Consider the following 24,194-nt stretch of genomic DNA (forward strand, 5'->3'; position numbering starts at 1 on the left):
CGAAAAATTCAGGTCAGCCGAGGAGTTCCGCCAGCTCGCCGAGGCTGTACGGCGAGGTGTCCTTGTGATCGCGGTAGGCGATGAAGCTCGCCTGCTGTGTCTCGAACCGTCCGATGAAACCGCCTGCGGCGCTGAAGATGCTGCCGGTGACGTGCTCGGCGACATCGCTGGCCAGGAAGACGTACAGCGGTGCCACGTATTCCGGCGGCGCCGGATCGAGGGCGGCCTCCCGGGTCAGGTCATCGAGAATCCCCCGACGATGCAGGCCCTCGATGTGGGCGACATAGTCGTCGCCGGTCGACAGCCGCGACTTGGCGCCGGGCATCACGACGTTGACCCGGACGTGGTGTTCGGCCAGGTCCGCGGCGGCGGCGAGGGCCAGCGCGTTGACGCCGCCCTTCGCCGCGGGATAGCCGCTGCCGCCGAACATCCCGAGCGACGCAGCCGAGCCGGTGAGCACGATCGACCCCGAACCCTGCTCGACGAAGACCCGTCCCGCGGCCTGGAGGAGGTGGAACGCAGACATGAGGTGTCCGTCCACCTGGGCCCGGAACTCGTCGGGGGTGATGGTCAGGACCGTCGACCCGGCGGGTTCGGCGATGCCCGCGCAGTTGATGGCGATGTCGAGTGCGCCGAACTCGCCGAGCGCGGCGTCGACCATCTGCTGGGCGACGGCGTCGTCACCGGCCGAGCCGCGGACGCCGACGGCCTGTCCCCCGCCGCCGCGGATCTCCGCGACGGTCTCCTCGAGCGCATCTCCGTCACGTCCGTTGACGACGACCGAAACTCCCTGGCCTGCCAGCGCATACGCCACCGCGAGGCCGATCCCGCGGGTGGCGCCCGCGATCACGGCGACCCGGCCGCCCAGTCCGGCAGCCCCGGGAGACCAGCCGCCGTCCGGATTCACGCCGAGCTGCCGACCGGCGTGATCGGGATCGAGCGGCCTCGATCGACGAACTCGAAACTCGCGCCGCCGCTGAACCGTGCGATCGCCACCTCGCCGCTCTCCTTCTGCGCCGTGTCCGAGGTGACGATCCGGATCTCGAGCGCATCCTCGGTCTCGACGGCACCCTCGACACGCAGGTACGGACTCACCGCCGTCGCGGCGGCCTGCAGTGGTTCCAGATGATCCGGCGTGAGAAGCGACATCCATCCGCCGTCGGTCATGGCGTCGGATTCCCTGGGCAGCCGGACGGAGACGGTGTCGCCGTCGGCGGTCGCGGTCAGACCGGTGTACTGCGCCGGCCCGAAGCACGGATGCAGCGCCAGCACCTGCGCCAGGCCTTCGGCGTCTGTCGACAGCTCGAGGGCCGCGCGAATCCGGTCCGCCGCGAGACCGGCGATCCCGATCAGCTGCTTACGGAAGATCTCGACGACCTGATCTTCGCTCTCCGCATACCGCCGCAGGCTGATCAGGAAGCCGAGGGACAGCAGCTGATGTTGCAGCGCAACCTCTTCCGCGATCCGCGCCAGTGCCGACGTCGACCACTCCGCGAACTGCAGATCCTCGACGAGTGGCCCTCGGTAGTCGACCCAGCCGTCGGTCGACGCCGCGTCGATCGCGGACAGCTCGATCTGGCCGGCGCGCGTCCCGAACATCTCCTCGGCATCCGGGGGAAGCGGCAGTTCGTCGCGGTCCGGTTCGATGGTGACCGTCCACTCGCAGTGCGGAGTCCGGTCGACGGGGCGTCGAGGTGGCCGATGCACCGGTCGGATACGCGCCCGGCGGTTGGTCGCGATGGCCGTCGCGTCGAAGGTCGGGTCCTCGATGTCGTGGCACATCGTCGTGACGTACTCGTCGCCGAGCGGTTCGACGTCGAGCAGGGCGCCGCAATGATCGAGGATGAATGATCCGTGGTACTTGTCGTCGACGCGGTACCGGAAGTCCATGAACTGCGGCGGTGCACCGATGTCGAGCTGGAGACATTTGAACATGTCCTCAACGCCGTCACCGTCGACTCCGAGTGCCGTCCGAACGCGATGCGTGTACACCGGGCTCGCGGCCATCCATTCCTCGATGGCGATCCTGCCCATCACATCTCGACCGAAAGCGCTGATGAGGTGGGCCATACCGCTGCGGTCGATCATCTGACCGGACAGCAGGAGTTCGGGGACCAGGACGGCGAGCTGCGCCTGACTCAGACCTTGATAGGTCGGGGCTGTGGAAGTCATGTCAGGTCACCAGAACGCGACCGGCGCCTTACCGAAGTCGTACCACCCCGGCAGGTTGCCCGGCGCCGCCTTCTCCACCCGCTTGAGCATTCCGTCGCTCATCGCGTTGTTCTTCATCATCTCGATGAACAGGGCGGAGACGTTGCCGTAGTCGAAGAAGTCACGCTGCCAGGAGAACTGGAAGTTGCCGCCGTACTTGAACCAGCTGCCCTGGATGCCCTCGAGCGCGTAATGGCTGCCGTCCTCACGGGTGCCCTCGTAGACCTGCTTCCAGAGGCCGATCATGTCGCCGGTCTTCTCGTCGATGACCCATGCCTGATACGGATACTCCCAGCCCTCGAGGCCCTCCATCTCCTGACCGAGCGCGAGCTCGCGGATCTCTTCGCGGCCCACGGCCATGAAGTCCTTCTTGGGGCCGTAGTTCCAGCCGTAGGTGGCGTCCTCGGTGTAGAACTCGGCGAGCGGCTTCCAGTCCCCCGCCTTCTCCGCCTCGATGTTGGCGGCCAGCCACCGTTCCTTCATCTCTTCCAGTTCCGCACGGTCAAAAGACATGTGTTCCACCTTCACTCGTCATCTTCGATGAGACGCAACGCTTGCGTCGGGCAGTACTGCACGGCGGCCTCGACCTCGGCTCGCCGGGATTCGTCGGGGTTGGCGTCGAGGATCTCCACATGGTCCATATGGGCGGCGAAGACCTCGGGGGCCTCGAGCTCGCACATGCCGTGCCCCTGGCACAGATCCAGATCGACCTCGACGCGCATCAGCGATCCTGACGCTTGCGGTAGGCAACGCGGCAGGGCTGCTGCAGCTGAACCACCATCTTCGAGTGGTCGTTCTGGTAACTCTCGGACGGCTGCAACATCTCGAACTCGTAGTTCTGGAACAGCACCGAGAAGATCGCCTTCAGCTGCATGATCGCGAACTGCGCACCGACACAACGGTGTCGGCCGGCGCCGAACGGAATCCAGGTCCAGCGGTTGACCAGATCCTCCTGCCGCGGCTTCTCGTACCGGTCGGGGTCGAAGGCGTCGGCATCCGGGAAGTCCTCGGGCAGACGGTTGGAGACCGCGGGCGACACCGCGATCGACTGACCGGCGGCGATCTCGTAGTCCTCGACATGGAAGTTTCTCTGCACCACGCGCATCAGGATGATCAGCGGCGGGTGCAGTCGCAGCGCCTCCTTCAGCGCGTTCTCGAGCTGCGGCATCTGCCGGGTGTGGGCAAAGGTGTACTCGGGACGTTCGCCGTCGGGGGTGTCGCCGTAGATCTCGTCGAGTTCGTCGTAGACGCGCTTCATGTAATCCGGGTTGCGCAGCAACTCGATCAGCGTCCAGGCCGCGGTGCCCGATGTGGTGTGATGGCCGGCGAACATCATCGAGATGAACATGCCGGTGACCGTGTTCGCGTCGAAGCCGACCTGGACGAGCACGTCCATCAGGTCGCGATCTTCTTTGTCCTGAGTCGGGTTCGCGATGCGCTCGTCCATCACGCCCTGGATGAACTCGACGAGCTCGGCGCGTGCCTCGTCGCGCTTGCGGAAGCTCTCGATGTCGGCGTTGTAGTCGACGTAGGCGATCGGGTCGGTGCCCTTCTCCAGGTCGTGGAAGAGGTGGGCGATGTGGGCGCTGAGACGCTCGCGGAACTTGCGTCCGATAAGGCACGCCGACGAGGTGTACAGCGTCAGTTCGGAGAAGAAGTCGAGCAGGTCGATCTCACCCTCGTCGCCCCACTCGGCGATGATGCGCTCCACCTCGTTGGGGATCGTCACCGCGTGCTGCTTCATGTGGGCGCCCTTGAGGGCCGAGTTGTGGATCGCCTTGGAGCGTTCCTCGGGACTCGCGTCGAAGACGACCCCCTCGCCGAACACCGGCGTCATGAACGGGTAGGCGGCCGCCTGGTCGAGGTCCTCCTCGGGGGCGCGGAAGAACTCCTCGTTCGCCGCGGCCCCGGACACCAACACCACCTCGCGGTCGGCGAGTTGGAACAGGCCGACGTCGCCGCATTCCTCCCGGACGCGCCAGAACAGCGAGATCGGGTCGGTGGCGAGCTCGTCGAGATGTCCGTGTTCGCCCTCGCCCCCGGAAACGCGAGGCGGCTTCTTCAGGCCTGATTCGGTGATCGCGGTCATCGATCGGTCCCCTTGTCCTTCGTCGACTGTGTGTCTTGCTGTGTCTTGCCGGAACTCCGGTCGCGGGAGACGGCCCCTTCGGCCTCCACCTCGACCGCGCGCATGTGGGCGCCGCGCGGCATGGTGACCATGGCCGCGACGGCGAGCGCGATGTGGCGCGGTTCGAGGAAGTTGCCGTGCCGCGCCAGACCGTGCTTGATCCAGTCGTTGAGCATGTCCTCGGTGGTCTTCGGGTCGAGATTCATGCCCATGCCGGTCAAGGTCTGTCCCGGCCGGACCACACCCGCACGCACGCCGGTGCCCTCGAGTTCGAGCTGGATGGTCGAGACCAGTCCGTCGATACCCGACTTCGCGGCCACATAGGCCGACGACCAGGGCCGCGGATGGAGCACGACATCGGAGCCGATGAATACGAAATCACCTCGCGCACGGTCGATCATGCCGCCGATGACCGCACGGTAGATGCGGTAGGCGCCGGTGAGGTGGATGTTGACCTGATCGGCGAAGTGCTCCGGGCTCGTCTCATAGGAGAGTCCGACCGCGAGGTCACCGGCACCGGCGACCACGATCTCGAGTTCACCCAGCGCGGCCTCCGCCTTCGCGACACAGTCGATGACCGACTGTTCGTCGGTCACGTCGAGCGGCACCGCAACCGCTTCGCCACCCGCGGCGATGATCTTGTCGGCCAACTCCTGCAGCTTCTCGACGCGCCGGGCCGCGAGGGCGACCGGATGGCCTGCGGCGGCGAGGTGTTCGGCGGTTGCCGCTCCGATTCCCGACGACGCTCCTGCGACCAGAACCGGTCGACGTTCGGGATGAGGACGAAAAGCCATCAGCGCACCGTCACTTTCACGGGGAGTTCGGCGAAGCCGCGCACGTTGACCGAGTGCACACGGACCGCCCTGTCGATGTCGATGTCGACCGAGCGGATCGACCGGATCACCTCGCCGAGACCGATGTTGGCCTCCAGGCGAGCGAGATGGGCGCCGAGGCAGAAGTGCGCGCCGAGGCCGAAGCTCATCAGCGCCTGCCCGTTGTCGCGACCGATGTCGTACTTGTCGGCGTCCGGACCGAAGACCTCTTCATCGCGGTTCGCCGAGCCGACGAGGAGGAGTACGCGGTCGCCGGCCGGGATCACGTAGTCCCCGTACGGTGCGTCCTCGACCACGCGACGCACGACGATCTGCGTCGAGTTGTCGTAGCGCAGCGTCTCCTCGGTCCACTGCGGGACCGCGAGTTCGGGGTCGGCGAACACCTTGGCGAGCTCGTCGGGATTGCGCCCGCCCCAATACAGGGCGTTGGCAAGCAGTTTGGTGGTCGTCTCGTTGCCCGCGACCACCATCAGCACCATGAAGCCGACGATCTCGTCCTCGGTGAGCTTGATCTTCTCCCCGGTCTCGTCGTCGTCGATCTCGGCCTCGATCAGGGCCGAGACCAGATCCTCGCCGGGATTCTTCCGCCGGTCGGCGATGAGTTCCGAGTAGTACTTGTGCAGTTCGATGTAGGCGTAGATCGCGGCCTCGGGGATGTCGAGGACGCCGTCCTCGCGATGCAGGAGCAGATCGGACTGGTGACGCAGATCCGTACGGTCGGCCTCGGGAACGCCCAGCAGCTCGGAGACCACATCCATCGGCAGGAGCGCGGCGAAGTCGTGGACGTAGTCGAACTCGCCCATGTCGAGGCACTTGCTCCAGTGCTGGTGCGTCAGCGCGGTGATCCGGCCGGTCAGGTCGTTGACACGGCGCGGCGTGAAGCCCTTCGACACGAGCTTGCGGATCCGCATGTGCTTGGGGTCGTCCATCGCGAGGAAGGACATCGACTTGTGCGCGTCGGGCCCGTACGCCGAGGGGTCCATCGACACGCCCCAGCTGTTCGAGAACCGTTGCACATCACGGAATCCCGCGCGGACGTCGGCGTGGTTGGCCAGGGCCCAGAAGTTCATCTCGGCGTTGTAGTAGACCGGCGACTCCCGGCGGAGCCGCGCATAGGTCGGATACGGATCCTCGTGAAAGTCGTAGGCATACGGGTCGAAGGGGAGCGCCCGCTCCATCCCCGGCACCGATGTCGTTTCGGTCATCACTTCTCCATCAGTAGATGTGCTGCGGCGACAAGACGTTCGGATGTCTGCTCATAGGTCATGTGCCCCATGCCGGCGTAGACGAGGCCGCCGGAGTAGATCATCTCCAGGGTGTCGAGCAATGGACCCGGATTCTCCGGGTCTTCCTCGAGCGCGGCCGCCAGACGCCGACGGATGAACGCGCCGATGCGAACGCGCAGATGCTCGACGTCGGGATCGGTTCCCAGCAGCGCAACGGTGACCGCGCCGCCGAGCTGCCCCTCTCCGGCGACGACGAGGGCGACCTCGCGAAGCACCTGGGCGACCCGCTCGGCCGGCGTGGCGGCCGGGTCGGGTTCGGAGACGCCCGCGGACAGCCGACGCCAGAAGACCTCGGCCACCAGGTGGCTCTTCGACGAGAAGTACGTGTACGCCGTGGCGGGTGCGACGCCCGCGAGCTTGGCCACCGAACGCACGGTGAGCCCGTCGAATCCCTCGGCGTTCAACACGTCGACCGCCGCGTCGGTGAGTCGCGCGACCGTCTCGGCCTGCTGCTGTGTCAGGCGGCGACGTGTGGATTCCTGGGACACGGGGCTGGACATGTGAGCCACGCTACACTAGGTTTGAACGCGAGTCCAGACACCTGTCCAGATGGAGTTCCAGCTCATGACCCTTCGCCCCGAATCCGCGTCGGACCTGTTGATCGACGGCAAACTCACCCCCGGCAGCGGTGGTGTCTTCGACGTCGTCAACCCGGCGACCGAGGAGGTCATCGGGCAGGCTGCCGAGGCCACCGCCGCCGACATGGACGCCGCGATCGCCGCCGCGCGCACCGCCTTCGACACCACCGACTGGTCGCGGGACCACGCCTTCCGTGCCCGCTGCCTTCGCCAGCTCCGCGACGCCCTGCTCGCCCACACCGACGAGTTCCGGGAGCTGACGATCGCCGAGGTCGGCTGCCCGTCGTTCCTCACCCACGGCCCGCAATTCGAGGGTCCCGTCACCGATCTCGGCTACTTCGCCGATCTCGCCGAGAGTTACGAGTGGACACGCGATCTCGGCACGGCCAAGCCGATGGGCATCAAGAACCATCGCGAGCTGCGGTCGGAAGCGATCGGCGTCGTCGGGGCGATCACCCCGTGGAACTTCCCGCACCAGATCAACTTCGCCAAGATCGGGCCGGCCCTCGCCGCCGGGTGCACCGTCGTCCTCAAACCCGCACCCGACACCCCGTGGTGCGCAGCACTGGTCGGCAAGGTCGTCGCCGAGGAGACCGACTTCCCGCCCGGCGTCCTGAACATCGTCACCTCCACCGACCACCGGCTCGGCGAGCAGCTGTCCACCGATCCCCGCGTCGACCTCGTCTCTTTCACCGGCTCCACCGCGACCGGCAAGAAGGTGATGGCCGCGGCGTCGGAGTCGTTGAAGAAGGTCTTCCTCGAGCTGGGCGGTAAGTCCGCGTTCATCGTGCTCGACGACGCCGACATCGGTTCGGCCTGCGCGATGGCCGCTTTCAACGTCGTCACCCACGCCGGTCAGGGCTGTGCGATCACCACGCGACTCGTGGTCCCGCGCACCAAGCTCGACGAGGCGATCACCGCGACCCGCGACGCATTGGCCGGTCTGCCGGCCGGTGACCCGACGAGTTCGGGCACGATCTGCGGGCCGCTGATCTCCGAGCGCCAGCGTCAACGCGTCGAGTCCTACATCGAGATCGCCAAGCAGGAAGGCGGCACGATCGAGATCGGCGGCGGCCGTCCGGCCGACAAATCCAGGGGCTTCTTCGTCGAACCGACGCTGATCTCCGGACTCGACAACTCGGCACGCGTCGCGCAGGAGGAGATCTTCGGTCCAGTCCTGGTGATCATCGCCCACGACGGCGACGACGACGCGATCCGCATCGCCAACGACTCCCCCTACGGACTGTCGGGCATGGTCTACGGCACCGACGAGAATCGGATCAACAAGGTGGTCAACGGTGTTCGCACCGGCACCATGGGCGTCAACGGCGGCATCTGGTATTCCGCCGACGTCCCGTTCGGCGGCTACAAACAGTCCGGCATCGGTCGCGAGATGGGCGTCGCCGGATTCGAGGAATACCTGGAGACCAAGGCCGTCGCGCGGCCCGCCTGAACCTTCGTGGCTCGCAAGCTCGCACCTCAGGGAGCAATACCAATACAGGAAGCAGGACAATGAGTTCCAAGCGTTTCGAGAACAAGACCATCATCGTGACCGGCGCCGCCGGCGGTATCGGTGAGGCCTACGCACGGGCACTGGCCGCCGAGGGCGCCAACGTCGTGGTCGCCGACCTCGCCGACGAGAAGGGCAAGCAGGTCGCCGCCGACATCGGTGGCCTGTACGTCAGCACCGATGTCGCCGACGAGGAGTCGGCGAAAGCTCTCGCCGCGGCGACTGTCGACGCCTACGGTTCGATCGACGGCCTGGTCAACAACGCTGCGATCTACGGCGGGATGAAGCTCGATTTCCTCATCACCGTGCCGTGGGACTACTACAAGAAGTTCATGAGCGTGAACCTCGACGGTGCGCTCAACGTGACCCGCGCGGTCTACCCGCACATGACCAACGGCGGCGGGGCGATCGTCAACCAGTCCTCCACCGCCGCATGGCTGTACAGCGGCTTCTACGGTCTGGCGAAGGTCGGCGTCAACGGCCTGACCCAGCAGCTCGCGACCGAACTCGGCGGCCAGAACATCCGCGTCAACGCGATCGCCCCCGGCCCCATCGACACCGAGGCCACCCGCACCACCACGCCCAAGGAGATGGTCGCCGACATCGTGAACCGTCTGCCGCTCAAGCGGTTCGGCACGCCGGAAGATCTCGTCGGGATGTGCCTGTTCCTGCTGTCCGAGGAGGCCGGCTGGATCACCGGGCAGATCTTCAACGTGGACGGCGGGCAGGTCATCCGGTCATGACAGAGGAGACCCCGATCCGGCTGGGGTACGTCGGCCTCGGCAACATCGGTGGCCCGATGGCCGGCAGCCTGGCCGCCTGGCCGGGCGGCCTCACGGTGTTCGACCTGTCGGAGGAGGCGATCGCCAAGGTCGTCGACAAGGGTGCGAAGGCGGCCGGTTCGCTCGCCGAACTCGCCTCCGCCGCCGACATCATCGGTATCTGCGTCCTGAACGACGAGCAGGTCCGGTCGGTGGTCACCGGTGCCGACGGACTCCTGTCGACGGCCCGCCCGGGCACCATCATCACCGTCCACTCGACCATCGGCCCGGACACCGCGATCGATCTCGCGAAGCAGTGCGCAGAACGCGATGTCATCCTTCTCGACGCCCCGATCTCCGGCGGCGCGATGGGCGCGGCGTCGGGACGGCTGGCGATCATGGTCGGCGGCCCGCGCGACGCCTACGAGAAGCTGAAGGAGCCCTTCCGGCTCACCTCGGACATGCTCGTGCACGCGGGAGCCGAGGTCGGCGCGGGCACCAAGATGAAGCTCGCCCGCAACCTCCTGCACTTCATCTCGTTCACCGCCACCACCGAAGCCGCGCGACTCGCCGAGGCCGCCGGGCTCGACATCACCAAGCTGGGCAGGGTCGTTCGGCACACCGACGCCATCACCGGCGGTGCCGGCGCCATCATGCTGCGCGAGACCACGGCGACACTCGACGCCGACGATCCGTGGTACGGCATCTTCACCGGCGTTCGTACACTGGGCGAGAAGGACCTGTCGTTAGCACTCGCACTCGCCGACGACCTCGGCGTCGATCTGCCCCTCGGCCAGATCGCACTCCGCGAGCTGGCCCCCGGGCTCGGTGTCCCCCACCTCGAAGGAGAAACCGCATGACCCGCTCCAACATCTCCGACGAAGCACCCGACGAGGTGCGCAAACGCGGCCTCAAGCGGATGTCCGAGGTCTACGGCTGGGAGATGAGCGACGGTCCAGGCGACTACTTCGCCCACACCGCCGACCAGGTGTTCGGCAACGTGTGGGCGCGCGAGGGCCTCTCCGACCGGGATCGGCGACTTTTACTGCTCGGTGCACTCGCGGCGAGCAACAACATCGACGTCGCCGAGATCCAGGCCGGTGCCGCACTCGGCAACGGCGAACTCACGCCCGAGCAGCTCGAGGAGATCAGCCTCTTCCTCTGCTACTACATCGGCTGGCCCCAGGGAACCAAAATGCACTTCATGTTCGGTGAGGTCATCAAGAAGCACCGGAAGCAGAAGTGAACCAGCAGATCACGTTTCGCCCCCTGACCGACGGCAAGGGTTCGTCGCTCCTGAGCGCCTCGCCGGTCCCCGACCTCGTGGCCGCCGGATACACCGACACCGAGTACGCGGCGTCGGGACTGGCCCGGCGGCTCGTCGGCGACGCGGACACGCCACCAGCCGAGTTCACGACGCGGCTCGTCGTCCGACGCCCCGCCGACGCGGCCGCGTTCAACGGCTGCGCCGTCGTGGAGTGGCTGAACGTGAGCAGCGGCAGCGATGCCGCACCGGAGTACTCGTATGTCGCCGCAGAGCTGGTGCGTGCCGGCTATGCCTGGGTGGGAGTGTCGGCGCAGTACGTCGGCATCGAGGGCGGCACCGGATCAGTGGGCGTCGCCACCGGTGAACCCCAGAGCCTCGCCGCCAAGGACCCCGATCGCTACGCAGGCCTGCATCATCCCGGTGATGCGTACTGCTACGACATCTTCCGTTCGATCGGCCTCGCGGTCCGCGGTGACCACTCCGGAGAGAGCCCGACCCCGGACCACCCGCTCGCCGGGCTCACCGTCGGCTCGGTGCTCGCGGTCGGCGAATCCCAGTCTGCGATGGCACTGACCACCTACGTCAATGCGGTTGCCGGAGATGGGGATTTCGACGGGTTCCTCATCCACAGTCGCGCTGCTGCAGGGCTTCCCGCGGGCGAGGTCGGTACCGGGATCGACGTGAGCACCGTGTTCAGCGGCGAACCCACCACGATCCGCACCGATCTCGACGCGCCGGTTCTCGTCGTCCAGACCGAGACCGATGTGCTGACCAACTTCCGCTACCACCTCGTGCGCCAACCGGACACCGGTCGTCTGCGGGCGTGGGAGATCGCCGGCACCTCGCATGCCGACCTGCATCAGATCGGTGACTTCGAGGAATTCCTCGGCTGCCCCGACCCGGTGAACCGCGGTCAGCAGCGCTTCGTGCTGCGCGCCGGCCTCCGCCACCTCCGTGCGTGGGCCGGCGGCGGGAATCCGCCACCCGCCGCCGACCCGTTGCGTCTCCGAGGCGTCACGACTCCCGAGCCCGAGTTCGAGGTCGACGACATCGGCAACGTTCTCGGCGGCGTCCGCACCCCCTGCGTCGACGCACCGACCCAGGTACTGAGCGGCGTTGTCTCCGAACCGATCTCCCGACTCTGTCTGCTGTTCGGGTCGACCCACCCGGTGCCGGAACATCTCCTCGCCGAACGCTACGGCACCCGCGACGAATACGAGAAGCACTACCGCGACGCCGCCGATGCGGCCATCGCCGCAGGATTCGTGCTCGTCGAAGACCGTGACGAACTGATCGCCGACGCGAACCCGGAGTCGGTGCCCGAGTAGCGCGCACCCCGTCACGGGAAACCGACTCAGAACGCCGCGCGCCGGCCTTCCGCCGCCGGGCCGGCGGGGCGGGCGGGTTCGCTGAGGAAACCGTCCGTCGCGTGCCGGATGCCGGTCGAGATGGCGTGACCGACATGGCTTCCGGGGTACCAGTGGATGCGACCGCCCCAGTGTTGGTGGAGTTGCTGTGCCGCCGACACCCAGGTCACGCGGTCGTTGAGAGCGGCGACGACCATCCGGCGATCGGGCGGCGCTATCGGTTGGACCCGCAGCGGGCTGATGACACTTGCGACTTCCCGCACCGACTCGTCGCGCATCAACGATGCGAGGTGCTCACCCTTGGGTCCGCCGCGGGACATGTGGTGGGCCAGCGTCGCGTGCATGTCCAGCATCGGCACCACCGCGAGAACGGTGGCGACGCGCGGGTCCATCGAGGCGACCAGCGCGGCGATCGGCCCACCCAGAGATGTCCCGGCGATGGCGATCTCGGCGGGGTCGTGCTGCTCGATCCAGCTGATCAACGACCGGATCTCGGCGACGGCGCGGATGGTGATGAGCGTGTTCACGAGGGGGTCGAAACCCGGGTAGGACACCTTCGTCACGCGCCGACCACCGTGTGCGGGCAGCACCGGGAAGGCGACGTCGTAGCCGAGCTTCTTGTGCAGGTGGGCCGCCCGGAAGGCGTACAGATCGTCCGGCCGCCCCTGCGCCGCGCCGTGTACCCAGATGAGCCATCGGGTACCGGCCCGGTTCTTGGTCATCACCCGGACCGACGAGATGCCGTCGGCATACGGGTCCAGGGACGCCACCGACGCCGGCAGCTTCGCGTCGACGGAGAAGTCGATGTGCTCGAACGACGTGGTACCGAAGACCTTGCGGTCGCGCGAGAGTATGCGGGGCAGACCCGGATCCCGATGAATCCCAGCGGGTCCGAGGCGTACGAACTCCTCGGCGACGTCGGCGCATCGCGCCACCATGTCCTCGACCGACTCCATCGGCGGAATGTCCCGGATCACGGAGTTGATCGCGATGAACATCTCGTCGATCGCGGTCTCCCCGATCTGCCGCGGTCCGCAGCCGGCCGCCGGGACACCCGTCTCCGGATTTCCCCGTCTCGCGGCCAACGAGCTGCCGATCGCGCGAGGCAGCACGCCCGCGAACAATCCCAGCCGGGCCCGCTCGGTCTCCCAGTCGATCAACTGGCCTCCTGTGCCATGGCGCCGATACCGAGAGCATCGGTCGCCTCGTCGACGGCCTCGACGACCCGGCGGAGAAACCCGGCCGGATCAGGCATGGATTCCGGTGTCGCGATGAGTCCCATGCTGAGCCGTCCGGCGTAACTGTAGGTCGTCAGGTTCACATCCGCGGGCGCAATGGCCAGTGCGAACGAGATCCAGTCGACCACTTCGATGTCACCGATCCAGCGCGTCGTCCGCGGGCCGGGCATGTTGGCGGTGGTGATGTTGTTCATCACCACCGGCATCTGATGGGCGGCCAGCCCGCGGAACTGCGGGCCGAGCCGGCCGGTGTAGGTGGCGAGCTTCTCGGTCAGTTCGAAACCGACCTCCCGACGACACGCGACGGTGGCTCCGCAGCTCTCGCCCGTCGCGACGATCCGTTCCACCGGATCGGCCAGGTCGGAGCGCAGATACGCCATGGCGGCGGCGATCTCGTTGCCGTGCACCCGATTCGACGCGAGGTCCTTGCAGACCCCGAAGATGGTCACGGAGTCACCGGGTTCCTCACCCCGGGCGAGGAGCTCGTTGCGGATCGCTCCGGCGATCACGCCGTGGAGCGCACCGTTCACCGTGGTGCCCGCGGCCAGCGCGATCCGCTGGACGTCTGCGAGTGCGATGTCGGCCGACGCACACACGCGGTCGGCCCCGCTGCGGGCGTTGAAGCTGGTGCGACGCACCGTCAGCGGCTTGGGGATCAGGTCACCGTTGGCCGCCTCGCGTCGCGCCCGCACCGCGCGCCGCCCCGCCGAGACCACGGACGGGAGTCGACGGACCAGGCGCCGCGACTCCGCGCGTGCCGCCTTCGTGAGGGTCCTCGTGTCCTGCTCGAGGGCCTCGGAGATGGGTGCCGGGTGAATCCGCTCGCCGGGTTCGGCGGTGGCCGCCATGAACGTGTTGAGCGCCGCCAGCCCATCGGCCACCGCGTGATGGACGCGGACCACGACAGCCTGACGACCGCCCTCCAGACCGTGGACCAGGGTGAGCCCCCAGAGCGGCCGTTCGCGGTCCAGCTGCCGCACGGCGAGTTCGGACAGCATCGCGTCGAGTTGGGCACGCCCTCCCGGAGCCGCGATCTCCATCTCATCGATGTGACGGGTGACGTCGAAGTCGTTGTCCTGCACCCAGAACGGGCGTGCAGAACATCCGGGAACCCAGCGCACCCGCTGGGTGGCGCGAGGGAACATCCCGAGGTAGCACGGGACCACATCGGCGATCTCGTCGAGTGTGAGCGGACGGCCCCGTCGGGTCGTGTCGAGCACCGCGACCTTCAGCGTGTGCATCGGATTCGACGGGGACTCCATATTGAGCATCAGTGCATCCGGACCGGTCATGCGCTCGGCGTCGTGCGGGGTGGCGTCGGTGCCGGCCAACAGCTCGGTGACGCGGAGTGTGTTACGTGCGTTCATCGTTCAGCTCACCTTTCGTTCCGGGGTGGCGGACTGCAGATCGCGCTTGAGGATCTTGCCGGTGGCGTTGCGGGGCAGCTCGTCGAGGAAGTGGACGTCGCGGGGGACCTTGAACCCGGCCAGCTGTTCCTTGACGTGCTGCCGGATCTGGTCGGCGCCGATGAGGGTCTGCGGGGCGCGCACCACATAGGCGGCCAGGCGCTGACCGAACTTCTCGTCGTCGACGCCGATCACCACGACCTCGTGGACCTCGTCGAGGACTCCGATGACCTGCTCGACCTCGAGTGGGTAGACGTTTTCGCCACCGGACACGATCATCTCGTCGTCGCGGCCGACGACGAACAGGCGGCCGTTCTCGTCGATCCGTCCGACGTCGCCGGACACCATGTGCCCGTCGCTGAACGCCTTGGTGTCGGCGGTGGTGTAGCCGTCGAAACCGGAGTTGTTGGCGACCACGATGCGGCCGATCTCGCCGGTCGGCAGTTCGCGGTCGTCGTCGTCGAGGATGCGGACGCTGGTGCCCGTCAGCGGTCGTCCTGCGGTGTCCGGGGCGACGCGCAGGTCCTCAGGTGTGGCGGTACTGATCAGTCCGGCCTCGGTGGCGTTGTAGCTGTTGTAGACGACGTCGCCGAAACGGTCGAGGAAGGCGACCAGGGCGTCGGTGCGCATCCGTGAACCGCTCGCGGTGGCGAACCGCAGACTCGGCATCGGATGGGTGTCGAGGACCTCGTCGGGGAGATCCATGATGCGTTCGAGCATCACCGGCACGACGGCGAGTCCGGTCGCCTCGTGCTCGCGGACGAGGTCGAGGGTGGCCTCCGGGTCGAAGCGCCGACGCATGATCATCGTGCACGTCATGGTCGCCGAGATGGCCACCTGCCCGAAGCCCCAGGCATGGAAGATCGGTGCGGCGATGACCGTGGATTCGCCTGCGCGCCAAGGGATGCGGTCGAGCATCGCGGCCAGCGAGGCGATGTCTGTGCTGCCACCCCGGCGTGCACCCTTGGGGGCGCCGGTGGTACCCGAGGTCAGCAGCACGATGCGGCCGGCACGCTCGGGGCGAGCGGGGCGTCGGCCGAGGTTCGCGTCGATGAGCGAGTAGGTCGTGTCTCCGGACACCGGACTGGTCTCGGTCCAGGCGTGGACGCGACGGAGCTCCGGAAGACGGTCTGCCGCAGGGGCGATGACCGCCTCGAACTCGTCGTCGGCGATCAGGACGTCGGCGCCCTCGCGTTCGAGGACGTCGGCGAGCTGCGGTCCGGCGAAACCGGTGTTGAGCAGCACCGCGTCGGCGCCGAGACGCGATGTCGCGGCAAGGGACTCGATGAGGCCGCGGTGGTTGCGGCAGAGGATGGCGACGGTGTTCACCGAAGCGCCGGGGAGCTCGCGCAGTCCGACGGCCAGTGCGTCGCAGCGGGCGTCGAGCTCTCCCCACGTCAGCTCACCCGCCTCATCGACGAGGGCGAGCCCCTTCGGGGCGCGAGCTGCGGCGAGACCGATGCCGCTGACCGGGGAGGCGCCGCCGTGGCGCCGCAGGTTGAGACCCATCCGCATGTACCGGTCGAGTCGCAGTGAGCCGAGGAAGCCACTTCGGATGAGGGTGCGAACGAGCCACGTGTAGGTGGTGACGCGATCGCGGAGCTGGTTGATCATCGTCGATCTCCTTTGTTGTGGTCAGCCGAGAACCGGGAACCGGCGCTCGCGGGCGAGCCCGTCGAGGGCGTGCTGCATGCGCTTGCGGATCATCTGGTCCACCTCGTCGTGGTCGGGATTCGTCCCGAACTCGGCGGTGATGTCGATGGGGTCGAGGACCTCGGTGACGAGCTTCGAGGGCAACGGGATGTTGGGCGGGAAATGAGCGGTGAGCCCGAACGGGAAGCCGAAGGCGAATGGCGCACTGTCGATGCGCAGCAGCTTGTCCAGCTTGAGCAGTTTGGCGAGGGCGTCACCGCGGTTGAGGAAGAGCTGGGTCTCCTGGCCGCCGATGGTGACGATGGGGACGATCGGGACGCCCGCCTCGAGGGCCGTGCGGATGTAGCCGGTGCGACCGTGGAAGTCGATGGTCGCGGACTCGCTGGTGGGACGCAGCACCTCCCACTCACCGCCGGGGAACACGATGGTCGCGGCGCCCGCCTCGAGCGCGGCGACGGCGTTCTTGGGATGGGCCGGCAGGAAGCCGAACTTGCCGAAGACGTCCTTGCCCGCGCCGGTGAAGATCAGGTCGTGCGCGAGCGTGTACAGCGGCCGTTCGGCTCCGAACTCGTCGGCGAAGGCCACGCTGATCACCGGGACGTCGAAGGCCATCAGGCCACCGGAATGGTTGGAGACCAGCAGGACACCCCCGTCGGGGACCTTGTCCATGCCACGGACCTCGGACCGGAAGTACTTCTTGGCCACGAGTCTCAGGACGGGCAGGACCCGCTTGACCCAGGTCTCGTCGCGGGCGGTGAGGTCGAAGGTGCCGGCGCTCATCGTCGTAACTCCTGTGGTTGTGTCTCCGGGTGGCGGATCACCGCTCCTGACGTGTCACCTCGGGCTGGATGACCTGGTGGTCGATGTCCGCGAAAGCGGAAAACTAGAACACGTTCTAGTGTTGAATTAGAACACGTTCTAGTGCACGTCGCCAGTCGGCGTTACCTATGCCACACCTACTGATGGGTAGCCATATGCAGTTCATCCTCGAGGACATCGCCGAAGCCGAGGTCGAGCGCCGTCGCGGGGTCTACACACCCCTGACCGACACCGTCCGCGACCTGGTCGACGCGGTGATCAGGACCGAAGTCGGTGAGGACGCCCTCGCCGTCGCCCAGCGGAGGATCGCCGAGATCGTCGCCGATCTGCGGTCAGAGCAGATGGACGGGCCGTACGGGGTGCGGCACACGCGCGAGAACACCGGTATGGCCTGGGGAAACGCGGTCATCGGGGTACGCAACGCCCTCGCGCCGCCGCTGAACGTCGAACATGTCGACGACGGGGTGCGCTGTGAGTTCACCCTGGGCGCGGCCTACGAGGGCCCGCCGGGATGTGTGCACGGCGGTGTCTGCGCGATGCTTCTGGACCACCTCCTCGGCAACGCCGCCAGCTACGAGAGCGCCTGCTACACCGGGACCATCACCATCCGCTACCTCCGTCCGACCCGGCTGGGCGCGCTGACCGCGCGGGCCTGGGTCACCGAGCAGACCGGCCGCAAACGCATCGCGCGCGGCACCATCTCCGACGCCGAGGGTGTGACCTGTGAGGCCGAGGGCGTCTTCATCGTGCCGCGATCGGCGCTCGACGCCCCGCCGGTGCGCTGGTCGGCGGGCTGAGGCCATGAGGGCGGCGGTCACCTCGGCGGACGGATTCGAGATCGTGGAACTCCCCGATCCGACGCCCGGCCCCGGCGAACTCGTGCTCCGGGTCGCCGCGAACGGCATCTGCGGCTCCGATCTGTCGACCGCACCGTTCCTGCCCGCCGGCACCGTGATGGGTCACGAGTTCGCGGGTGAGGTCGCAGCGGTCGGCCCCGACGCGGCGCCGGGGTTCCGCGTCGGTGACCAGGTCGCGTCGATGCCTGTCCGAGGCTGCCACCGGTGTCGCGCCTGTCTGACCGGCGACGTCGCGCGGTGCCCGTCCGCGCGCACGCTCGGACTGGGTGTGTTGCCGGGCGCCTTGGCCGAGTACGTCGTCGTCGGTGCCGCCGAGAGCGTGCGCATCGACGGCATCGACCCGGTCGAAGGCGCACTGGTCGAACCCCTCGCGGTCGGCCTGCACGCCGTGACGCGCGCTGCGGTCGAATCCGGCGACCGCGTCCTCGTCCTCGGTGCCGGTCCGGTGGGGACAGCTGTGCTGCACTGGTTGTCGCGCGGGACCGCGGGCGAGGTCATCTGTTCCGACCCCTCCCCCGGTCGTCGCGCCGCGGCACTCGATGCCGGCGCGTCCGAGGTCCACACACCGGAGTCGGTGATCGAGCAGATCCGGGACGGATTCGACGTGGTGATCGAATGCGTCGGCAAACCCGGGATGATCGCCGCGGCTCTCGACGCGGTGAGCACGCACGGACGAATCGTCGTCGCCGGCGTGTGCCTGAGCGACGACCACTTCATGCCCGTCGCCGGTATCGTCAAGGAGGCGTCGATGGACTTCGTCTCCTACTACACGAAGGCCGAGTTCGACACCGCTGCCGGTGAACTGAACCGCGGCGCGGTGGGGTCGTCGACACTGGTCAGCGAGATCGTCGGGCTCGATGCGGTGCATCGTGTGTTCACCGAACTGTCGGCGCCCAACGACCATCGGAAGGTGCTGATCTCCCCCGCCGTCGGCTGACCGGCCGCCGTGCCCCAGGCCCGACGCCGGGCGTACCGTCGTACAGGTGAACAGTGCCGTTCCGGAGTCCCCAGTGCCGTTCAGTTCCCACGAGGCGGATCGCGTGCGCGCGGTCTGGCAGGACCTCGACCTCCCGGGCATCGTCGACGTCCACACGCATTTCATGCCACGTCCGGTGATGGACAAGGTGTGGGCCTACTTCGACTCCGCGGGCCCGCTCGTCGGACGCGAGTGGCCCATCACCTACCGCGCCGACGAAGACGTCCGGGTGTCGACACTGCGCGATTTCGGGATCCGCGCCTACTCGTCGCTCGTCTACCCACACAAGCCCGACATGGCGGAGTGGCTCAATGGCTGGGCCAACGATTTCGCCGCCCACCACGAGGACTGTCTGCACACCGCGACCTTCTACCCGGAGGAATCGGCCACCGCGTACGTATCCCGTGCCATCCAGGCCGGGACACGGGTGTTCAAGTCCCACATCCAGGTCGGCGACTACTCCCCCATGGATTCGCTGCTCGACGGCGTGTGGTCGCAGATCGCCGACACGCAGGTGCCGGTGATCATCCACTGCGGTTCGGGTCCCGCACCCGGAAACCACACCGGACCGGAACCGATTCGCGCTCTGCTGCACCGGTTCCCGTCGCTGCCGCTGATCATTGCGCACATGGGCATGCCCGAGTACGAGCCCTTCCTGGACTTCGCACTCGAATACCCGAACGTCCACCTCGACACCACGATGGCGTTCACCGACTTCGCCGAGGAGAACGCCCCGTTCCCCGCCGATCTGCGGTCACGCCTCGCCGACGCCGGGGACAAGATCCTCTTCGGTAGCGATTTCCCCAACATCCCCTACGGCTACACGCATGCCCTCGAGGTGATCACCGGCCTCGGCATGGACGACGACTGGTTGCGCAATGTGTTCTACCGCAACGGGGCTCGGTTGTTCGCGATCGAGCAGCACTGAACCGCAGACATGCGCTCCCCTGCGCCGATGCCGACCGCGTGTTAGAACACGTAGCGGGGTTTCATTCACTCGTACGATTTGTCCGAGTCTTGTCCCGGCAACCACGTAAAGTGCAACCGATCGGATTCCAGCCAGCGGCTCCGGGCCAGTTTCACCGCAATTGAAGAGGTCGATGATGACACGCGAACTGGCCCGCACCGGCCTCCCGATCATCTACAACCCGGGAGAGATGCATTCCTCGGCGAGGTCCGAGACCACGCGTGCCCCGAAGGCGTCGGAAACCACCGCCGCGGCGATCGTCTCCGACATCGTCAGTCTCGGCCTACGACGGGGCGACCGACTCCCTGCCGAGAGCGACATGCTCGCCAACTACTCGGTGAGCCGCGAGACGCTGCGTGAGGCGTTGCGCATCCTCGAGGTCCAGGGTCTGATCACGCTCAAGCGCGGTCCGGGTGGAGGCCCGTTCGTGAGCGCGCTCAATGCGTCCTACCTCGCGCGCACCGCGACCCTGTACTTCCACCTCGCCGGCGCGACGTACGACGAGGTCTTCGACACCTGGAAGATCCTCGAGCCGCAGCTGTCGGCCAAGGTCGCCCGGCTGGAGGACCGCAGATTGAAGGAGGCGGCCTTCGCGCGGTTCCTCGATTACGATGTCGAGGAGCATGAGGAGAGCGAGATCTTCAGCGACCTCAACAACTTTCACGCAGTGATCGCCGAACTCAGCGGCAACCGGGTGCTCACCCTGCTGACCCAAGCCATCGACCACATCGTCGTCGAACACGTGCTCGGAACGGGCCGCGACACCATCCCCGAGGACGACGCGATGAGCCACGACCACGCCGACATCGCCAAGGCGATCATCGCAGGCCGGCCGCGCAAGGCCGAGACGCTGATGCACGACCACATCAGCGAGGTCGTCGAACGGTTCCGGGAACGTCACCCGGAACGGTCCGACGAACTCGTCCAGTGGATGTGAGGTCTCAGAGCACCTGAGACAGAAAGGTGCGCAGGCGGTCCGACTTGGCGTCGTCGAAGACCTGCCCGGGTTCACCGGTCTCCACCACGGCGCCGTGGTCCATGAACAGGACGTTGTCACTCACGTTGCGCGCGAAGCCCATCTCGTGGGTGACGACGACCATCGTCATCCCCTCGGAGGCGAGGTCGGCCATGAGCGCGAGCACGCCCTTGACGAGCTCGGGGTCGAGGGCCGACGTCGCCTCGTCGAAGAACATGACCTCCGGCGTCATGGCGAGCGCCCGTGCGATGGCCACGCGCTGCTGCTGACCGCCCGACAGGCGCGCCGGCCGAACGTCGGCCTTCTGGGTCAGCCCGACGATCTCCAGCTGCTTCAGCGCGACCTCGCGGGCCTCGTCCTTGCTGAGCCCCTTGAGTTTCCGGGGGCCGAGCGCAACGTTCTCGACGACCGTCTTGTGCGGGAAGAGGTTGAAGTGCTGGAACACCATGCCGATTCGGCGGCGCAGCTCATCCGGGTTGTCCTCGAGGACGGACCGGCCGTCGAGCAGGATGTCTCCCTGGTCGGGCTCGTGCAGGCGGTTGAGCACCCGCAGCAGCGTCGACTTGCCCGACCCCGACGGTCCGATGACGGTCGTCGTCGTCCCGGCGTCGACCTGGATGTCGACGCCGCGCAGCACATGGTGCTTCGCGAACGACAGGTGTAGGTCGGTGCCGGTCAGCGACACCGCTTTTCGTGTGGTGGTGGTGGCAGGCATGGCCTATCCCTTCTCGACGGCGGTGACGGGCAACGGGTCATCGTGGACATCTGCGGGCCTGCCGGTACGGAGGCGACGGTCGATGTAGTTGACCAGGTGCGTCAGCGGGATCGTCAGGATGAGATACATGATGCCCGCGGCGACCAGCGGCGACAGGTTTCCGGTCTGCGCGTTGAGGTCTCGGCCGACGGCGAACAGTTCGCGCTGGCTGGCGAGCAGTCCGAGGAAGTAGACCAGGGAGCTGTCCTTGATGAGGCTGATGAACTGGTTCATCAGGGCCGGCAACACACGTCGCACACCCTGCGGTACCACCACCAATCGCATCGACTGCCGATAGCTGAAGCCGATCGCCCGGGACGCCTCGAGCTGACCGTCGTCGACGCTCTGGATGCCGGATCGGAAAATCTCGCCGATGTAGGCCGCCGCGAGGAGCGCCAGGGCGACCGCGCCGAGCCAGTACGGGTTGTTACCGGTGATCCCCTTGACCACCGGCCCGACGCCAAGGCCGACGATCAGGATGACGACCACCGCCGGCAGGCCGCGGAAGATGTCGGTGTACACCCGTGCGGGCCAGCGTAACCAGCGGGAACGGGAGATGCCGCAGATCGCCAGGATCATGCCCAGGATGGTGCCGAGCACACCGGACACGACCGAGAGGATCAGCGTGTTCACCAGACCGGTCTTGATCAGTTCCGGGAAGGACTTCTCGTACAGGTCCCAGTTGAAGAAGGTGTCACCGAGCTGCTGGAGCGTGCTCTTCGGCTTGGTGGCCTCGGTCGGGCCGGCCTTCTCGGCGTTCTCCGCGGCGATCGCGGCGATGTCGGAGAGTTCGGGTGCCGGCGCGGCCTTGCTGCCCGGCTTCCAGCCCGCCGGCAGTTCTCGCGGCACCCAGTCCTCGTACAGCTTCGCGTAGGTGCCGTCGGCGATGATGGCGTCGAGTCCGGAGTTCAACGCCTCGACGAGATTGGGCTTGTTCTTGCCGACCGCCCACGCGACGAAGTTGTTGACGCTGAAGGTGTTCTCGACGATCGCGGTGCCGTCACCCTCGCGGACAGCTCCTTCCGCCTGCTGCGACGGCGCGACCCACGCGTCGACCTGACCGCTCTTGAGGTTCGCGTAAGCCGTTGCATAGTCCGGGAACTTGACCGGGTCGAGGCCGAGGGTGTTGATCACGTAGTCGTCCTGCACGGTGCCCTGTACGACGGCGATACGCGTGGAGTCCGACAGGTCGCCGAATCCCTTGATCGAACCGCCCTCGGGCGCGACGAGCGAGAAGTAGCCGAAGTCGTAGCCGTTGGTGAAGTCGACGGTCTTACGACGGTCGTCGGTGGTGGTGATCGACGACGACCCGACGTCGAACCGGTTGTTGGCGACCTGCGAGAGCAGACCCGCGAACTCGGTGCCGTTGAACTCGATCTGCAGACCCAGCTTCGCGGCGACGGCCTTCAGGAGTTCGTTGTCGAAGCCGGTGAAGTCTCCGGCGCTGTTCACGCAGATGCTGGGCCCGGCGTCGGAGAGGGTGCCGACGGAGAGCTTTCCCGGCGCGAGCAACTCGAGCGCATTCAGGTCGAGCTGGTCGATCTGCGTGGTGTTCGGGGTGGTGTATTTGTCCTCCCCGCCCTGTTCCGCCGCGGCCAGATTGACCGGCGCGGCCGACGCGGACGCGAGCCCGGCCGGCGCACAGCTGTCGTCAGGTGCGGCCTGCGCGCGGGGCGCAGGTCCGCCGAGGATGGCCAGCATGCCGACGATGGCGGCGGTCAGCGCGAGTGCGAGGAGGCGAACCACGCGCGGAGCGGCTTGATGAGCGCGGTGAGATCGGTGGTTGGACACCACTCGGACCCTAGCCCGACCCCGCGGTCACGTCCCAAATTTTTGCTCACCGGTGAGCCTAACCCCGGTGAGCTGGGGTTATTTTGAATCGCCAGGTTTGGCGGCGGCACGGATCAGCGATATGTATCGCTCAGCGAAACCTATTGCTGACTGACCCGCTACGGGTTCGGGCGTCTCAGACTCCAGCGCCCGACCAGCCCGGGAACGACGGGCCTGGAGATGTCAGGTCGCCCATGTCACCGCAAATACTCGGGTCGGGCATCGGTTCCCTCCCCCACTCGTCGGGACCCGACGGCGGCGCCCACGAATCCGTGTACTCCGAGACCCACCAATCTCCGAATACGTCATACCCGGGAAACAGCTTGGGACCGGGCCGGCTTTCAGGCGGCGACTCGCCCTCGCGATGAAACGTCAAGCGCTCGACCGCCACAAACCTGTCGCGGGCATCAGGGACATCCTGCGAATCGAAGTAGGGCGGAAAGGCCGCTTCATCGGTACTCACCTGCCCGGTTGTGCACACAAGCGCGACAGCAGAGTTGTCGCCGATGTCACGGATATTGGCAATCTTATAGATCTCATCCACCGTCTGGTAGTCGTTGCTGCCCAGAGGCGGCATCCAATCCTTCCGGCTGGGAATCGCATCTTTGATGCCTGGAAACTCACCCTCAACATCCCAATCGAAGAGCAGAAGGGTTTCTCCTTCGATGACCCCTCGAATGAACGTCCCAGTCGGTGATGACAGGTCAACAGCCCCGTCCTCACGCCAGCGCATTCTCCACTGCAGACGGTCTGCTGCCCGGGCTTCCGAGGGGGACA

The 24,194-nt window shown here is 67.0% G+C and carries 24 protein-coding genes; 9 read left to right on the plus strand and 15 right to left on the minus strand.

Translation table 11 applies throughout. The features are described 5' to 3' along the window. Positions 1-13: 13 nt before the first annotated feature. From GKZ92_RS18320 to GKZ92_RS18355, 8 genes are read right to left on the minus strand one after another with little or no spacing between them, the layout of a single operon-like run. Positions 14-907 carry an SDR family NAD(P)-dependent oxidoreductase gene (locus tag GKZ92_RS18320; RefSeq protein ID WP_035753491.1) on the minus strand — a complete coding sequence of 298 codons (894 nt, stop codon included), beginning with the start codon at positions 905-907 and terminating at the stop codon, positions 14-16. Then, positions 904-2,172 (minus strand): hypothetical protein, encoded by a 1,269-nt coding sequence (locus GKZ92_RS18325; RefSeq protein WP_006360307.1) that lies wholly within the window; start codon positions 2,170-2,172, stop codon positions 904-906. Before GKZ92_RS18325 ends, GKZ92_RS18320 begins: the two co-directional genes overlap by 4 nt. Before the next feature lie 6 nt (positions 2,173-2,178). Beyond that, positions 2,179-2,724, minus strand: a complete 546-nt coding sequence (locus tag GKZ92_RS18330; RefSeq protein WP_035753617.1) for a nuclear transport factor 2 family protein — start codon at positions 2,722-2,724, stop codon at positions 2,179-2,181. An 11-nt stretch (positions 2,725-2,735) separates the two neighbouring features. Continuing rightward, a complete protein-coding gene (locus GKZ92_RS18335) occupies positions 2,736-2,933 on the minus strand; it encodes a ferredoxin (RefSeq protein ID WP_006360309.1) in 198 nt (65 codons plus the stop codon). Next, the gene (locus GKZ92_RS18340; RefSeq protein ID WP_006360310.1) at positions 2,933-4,300 is read right to left on the minus strand and encodes a cytochrome P450; all 1,368 of its coding nucleotides are present in this window, start codon (positions 4,298-4,300) and stop codon (positions 2,933-2,935) included. Before GKZ92_RS18340 ends, GKZ92_RS18335 begins: the two co-directional genes overlap by 1 nt. After that, a complete protein-coding gene (locus GKZ92_RS18345) occupies positions 4,297-5,133 on the minus strand; it encodes an SDR family oxidoreductase (protein ID WP_006360311.1) in 837 nt (278 codons plus the stop codon). Before GKZ92_RS18345 ends, GKZ92_RS18340 begins: the two co-directional genes overlap by 4 nt. Further along, on the minus strand, positions 5,133-6,377 hold the full coding sequence (locus tag GKZ92_RS18350; RefSeq protein WP_035753487.1) for a cytochrome P450: 1,245 nt from the start codon (positions 6,375-6,377) through the stop codon (positions 5,133-5,135). Before GKZ92_RS18350 ends, GKZ92_RS18345 begins: the two co-directional genes overlap by 1 nt. Beyond that, positions 6,377-6,958 (minus strand): TetR/AcrR family transcriptional regulator, encoded by a 582-nt coding sequence (locus GKZ92_RS18355; RefSeq protein ID WP_006360313.1) that lies wholly within the window; start codon positions 6,956-6,958, stop codon positions 6,377-6,379. The genes GKZ92_RS18350 and GKZ92_RS18355 overlap by 1 nt, the downstream gene beginning before the upstream one ends. A gap of 64 nt (positions 6,959-7,022) precedes the next feature. Here GKZ92_RS18355 and GKZ92_RS18360 point away from each other — a divergent pair, with 64 nt between their 5' ends. The 5 genes from GKZ92_RS18360 to GKZ92_RS18380 are packed head-to-tail and all read left to right on the plus strand — an operon-like array spanning position 7,023 to position 11,902. Further along, positions 7,023-8,489, plus strand: a complete 1,467-nt coding sequence (locus GKZ92_RS18360; RefSeq protein WP_035753614.1) for an aldehyde dehydrogenase — start codon at positions 7,023-7,025, stop codon at positions 8,487-8,489. Between the two features lie 59 nt (positions 8,490-8,548). Further along, positions 8,549-9,289, plus strand: coding sequence for an SDR family oxidoreductase (locus GKZ92_RS18365; RefSeq protein ID WP_006360315.1), 741 nt, complete (start codon positions 8,549-8,551; stop codon positions 9,287-9,289). After that, positions 9,286-10,167 carry an NAD(P)-dependent oxidoreductase gene (locus GKZ92_RS18370; protein WP_006360316.1) on the plus strand — a complete coding sequence of 294 codons (882 nt, stop codon included), beginning with the start codon at positions 9,286-9,288 and terminating at the stop codon, positions 10,165-10,167. The genes GKZ92_RS18365 and GKZ92_RS18370 overlap by 4 nt, the downstream gene beginning before the upstream one ends. Further along, complete coding sequence (locus tag GKZ92_RS18375; protein WP_035753484.1) at positions 10,164-10,553, plus strand: carboxymuconolactone decarboxylase family protein; 390 nt, start codon at positions 10,164-10,166, stop codon at positions 10,551-10,553. The genes GKZ92_RS18370 and GKZ92_RS18375 overlap by 4 nt, the downstream gene beginning before the upstream one ends. After that, positions 10,550-11,902, plus strand: coding sequence for an alpha/beta hydrolase domain-containing protein (locus GKZ92_RS18380; RefSeq protein ID WP_035753476.1), 1,353 nt, complete (start codon positions 10,550-10,552; stop codon positions 11,900-11,902). Before GKZ92_RS18375 ends, GKZ92_RS18380 begins: the two co-directional genes overlap by 4 nt. A gap of 26 nt (positions 11,903-11,928) precedes the next feature. Here the strand turns inward: GKZ92_RS18380 and GKZ92_RS18385 are convergent, their stop codons facing one another. Genes GKZ92_RS18385 through GKZ92_RS18400 form a run of 4 tightly spaced genes read right to left on the minus strand, consistent with a single transcriptional unit; the run spans position 11,929 to position 17,018 of the window. Continuing rightward, a complete protein-coding gene (locus tag GKZ92_RS18385; RefSeq protein ID WP_035753474.1) occupies positions 11,929-13,101 on the minus strand; it encodes an alpha/beta hydrolase family protein in 1,173 nt (390 codons plus the stop codon). Beyond that, positions 13,098-14,546 (minus strand): wax ester/triacylglycerol synthase domain-containing protein, encoded by a 1,449-nt coding sequence (locus GKZ92_RS18390; protein WP_155225511.1) that lies wholly within the window; start codon positions 14,544-14,546, stop codon positions 13,098-13,100. Before GKZ92_RS18390 ends, GKZ92_RS18385 begins: the two co-directional genes overlap by 4 nt. 3 nt (positions 14,547-14,549) lie before the next feature. Further along, positions 14,550-16,199, minus strand: a complete 1,650-nt coding sequence (locus GKZ92_RS18395; protein WP_035753472.1) for an AMP-binding protein — start codon at positions 16,197-16,199, stop codon at positions 14,550-14,552. Positions 16,200-16,220: 21 nt separating this feature from the next. Further along, the gene (locus GKZ92_RS18400; protein WP_035753469.1) at positions 16,221-17,018 is read right to left on the minus strand and encodes a 1-acyl-sn-glycerol-3-phosphate acyltransferase; all 798 of its coding nucleotides are present in this window, start codon (positions 17,016-17,018) and stop codon (positions 16,221-16,223) included. Between the two features lie 194 nt (positions 17,019-17,212). On the opposite strand from GKZ92_RS18400, the gene GKZ92_RS18405 reads away from it, so the two are divergent. The 4 genes from GKZ92_RS18405 (at position 17,213) to GKZ92_RS18420 (ending at position 20,794) form a co-directional block, all read left to right on the plus strand. Then, the gene (locus GKZ92_RS18405) at positions 17,213-17,854 is read left to right on the plus strand and encodes a PaaI family thioesterase (RefSeq protein ID WP_035753467.1); all 642 of its coding nucleotides are present in this window, start codon (positions 17,213-17,215) and stop codon (positions 17,852-17,854) included. A gap of 4 nt (positions 17,855-17,858) precedes the next feature. Continuing rightward, positions 17,859-18,851, plus strand: coding sequence for an alcohol dehydrogenase catalytic domain-containing protein (locus GKZ92_RS18410; protein ID WP_035753466.1), 993 nt, complete (start codon positions 17,859-17,861; stop codon positions 18,849-18,851). A gap of 46 nt (positions 18,852-18,897) precedes the next feature. Next, positions 18,898-19,818, plus strand: coding sequence for an amidohydrolase family protein (locus tag GKZ92_RS18415; RefSeq protein WP_035753463.1), 921 nt, complete (start codon positions 18,898-18,900; stop codon positions 19,816-19,818). Between the two features lie 175 nt (positions 19,819-19,993). Further along, positions 19,994-20,794 carry a FadR/GntR family transcriptional regulator gene (locus tag GKZ92_RS18420; protein WP_006360326.1) on the plus strand — a complete coding sequence of 267 codons (801 nt, stop codon included), beginning with the start codon at positions 19,994-19,996 and terminating at the stop codon, positions 20,792-20,794. A 4-nt stretch (positions 20,795-20,798) separates the two neighbouring features. Here the strand turns inward: GKZ92_RS18420 and GKZ92_RS18425 are convergent, their stop codons facing one another. The 3 genes from GKZ92_RS18425 to GKZ92_RS18435 all read right to left on the minus strand — a co-directional run bounded on the left by GKZ92_RS18425 (position 20,799) and on the right by GKZ92_RS18435 (position 24,150). After that, complete coding sequence (locus GKZ92_RS18425; protein ID WP_006360327.1) at positions 20,799-21,548, minus strand: amino acid ABC transporter ATP-binding protein; 750 nt, start codon at positions 21,546-21,548, stop codon at positions 20,799-20,801. 3 nt (positions 21,549-21,551) lie between these two features. Next, on the minus strand, positions 21,552-23,288 hold the full coding sequence (locus GKZ92_RS18430) for an ABC transporter substrate-binding protein/permease (RefSeq protein WP_230461971.1): 1,737 nt from the start codon (positions 23,286-23,288) through the stop codon (positions 21,552-21,554). Between the two features lie 265 nt (positions 23,289-23,553). Then, positions 23,554-24,150, minus strand: coding sequence for a hypothetical protein (locus tag GKZ92_RS18435; protein WP_230461834.1), 597 nt, complete (start codon positions 24,148-24,150; stop codon positions 23,554-23,556). Positions 24,151-24,194 lie beyond the last annotated feature (44 nt).

This window comes from Gordonia sp. 135 (genome assembly GCF_009720185.1).
GTDB lineage: Bacteria > Actinomycetota > Actinomycetes > Mycobacteriales > Mycobacteriaceae > Gordonia > Gordonia alkanivorans.

What these genes read in the sequence shown, in the direction of transcription:
- GKZ92_RS18360 (WP_035753614.1), top strand. Translation starts at nt 7,023, where the DNA reads ATGACCCTTCGCCCCGAATCCGCGTCGGACCTGTTGATCGACGGCAAA.
- GKZ92_RS18410 (WP_035753466.1), top strand. Translation starts at nt 17,859, where the DNA reads ATGAGGGCGGCGGTCACCTCGGCGGACGGATTCGAGATCGTGGAACTC.
- GKZ92_RS18430 (WP_230461971.1), bottom strand. Translation starts at nt 23,288, where the DNA reads ATGCTGGCCATCCTCGGCGGACCTGCGCCCCGCGCGCAGGCCGCACCT.
- GKZ92_RS18400 (WP_035753469.1), bottom strand. Translation starts at nt 17,018, where the DNA reads ATGAGCGCCGGCACCTTCGACCTCACCGCCCGCGACGAGACCTGGGTC.
- GKZ92_RS18370 (WP_006360316.1), top strand. Translation starts at nt 9,286, where the DNA reads ATGACAGAGGAGACCCCGATCCGGCTGGGGTACGTCGGCCTCGGCAAC.
- GKZ92_RS18420 (WP_006360326.1), top strand. Translation starts at nt 19,994, where the DNA reads ATGACACGCGAACTGGCCCGCACCGGCCTCCCGATCATCTACAACCCG.
- GKZ92_RS18330 (WP_035753617.1), bottom strand. Translation starts at nt 2,724, where the DNA reads ATGTCTTTTGACCGTGCGGAACTGGAAGAGATGAAGGAACGGTGGCTG.
- GKZ92_RS18395 (WP_035753472.1), bottom strand. Translation starts at nt 16,199, where the DNA reads ATGATCAACCAGCTCCGCGATCGCGTCACCACCTACACGTGGCTCGTT.
- GKZ92_RS18390 (WP_155225511.1), bottom strand. Translation starts at nt 14,546, where the DNA reads ATGAACGCACGTAACACACTCCGCGTCACCGAGCTGTTGGCCGGCACC.
- GKZ92_RS18425 (WP_006360327.1), bottom strand. Translation starts at nt 21,548, where the DNA reads ATGCCTGCCACCACCACCACACGAAAAGCGGTGTCGCTGACCGGCACC.
- GKZ92_RS18345 (WP_006360311.1), bottom strand. Translation starts at nt 5,133, where the DNA reads ATGGCTTTTCGTCCTCATCCCGAACGTCGACCGGTTCTGGTCGCAGGA.
- GKZ92_RS18355 (WP_006360313.1), bottom strand. Translation starts at nt 6,958, where the DNA reads ATGTCCAGCCCCGTGTCCCAGGAATCCACACGTCGCCGCCTGACACAG.
- GKZ92_RS18375 (WP_035753484.1), top strand. Translation starts at nt 10,164, where the DNA reads ATGACCCGCTCCAACATCTCCGACGAAGCACCCGACGAGGTGCGCAAA.
- GKZ92_RS18325 (WP_006360307.1), bottom strand. Translation starts at nt 2,172, where the DNA reads ATGACTTCCACAGCCCCGACCTATCAAGGTCTGAGTCAGGCGCAGCTC.
- GKZ92_RS18335 (WP_006360309.1), bottom strand. Translation starts at nt 2,933, where the DNA reads ATGCGCGTCGAGGTCGATCTGGATCTGTGCCAGGGGCACGGCATGTGC.
- GKZ92_RS18435 (WP_230461834.1), bottom strand. Translation starts at nt 24,150, where the DNA reads ATGCGCTGGCGTGAGGACGGGGCTGTTGACCTGTCATCACCGACTGGG.
- GKZ92_RS18340 (WP_006360310.1), bottom strand. Translation starts at nt 4,300, where the DNA reads ATGACCGCGATCACCGAATCAGGCCTGAAGAAGCCGCCTCGCGTTTCC.
- GKZ92_RS18405 (WP_035753467.1), top strand. Translation starts at nt 17,213, where the DNA reads ATGCAGTTCATCCTCGAGGACATCGCCGAAGCCGAGGTCGAGCGCCGT.
- GKZ92_RS18350 (WP_035753487.1), bottom strand. Translation starts at nt 6,377, where the DNA reads ATGACCGAAACGACATCGGTGCCGGGGATGGAGCGGGCGCTCCCCTTC.
- GKZ92_RS18365 (WP_006360315.1), top strand. Translation starts at nt 8,549, where the DNA reads ATGAGTTCCAAGCGTTTCGAGAACAAGACCATCATCGTGACCGGCGCC.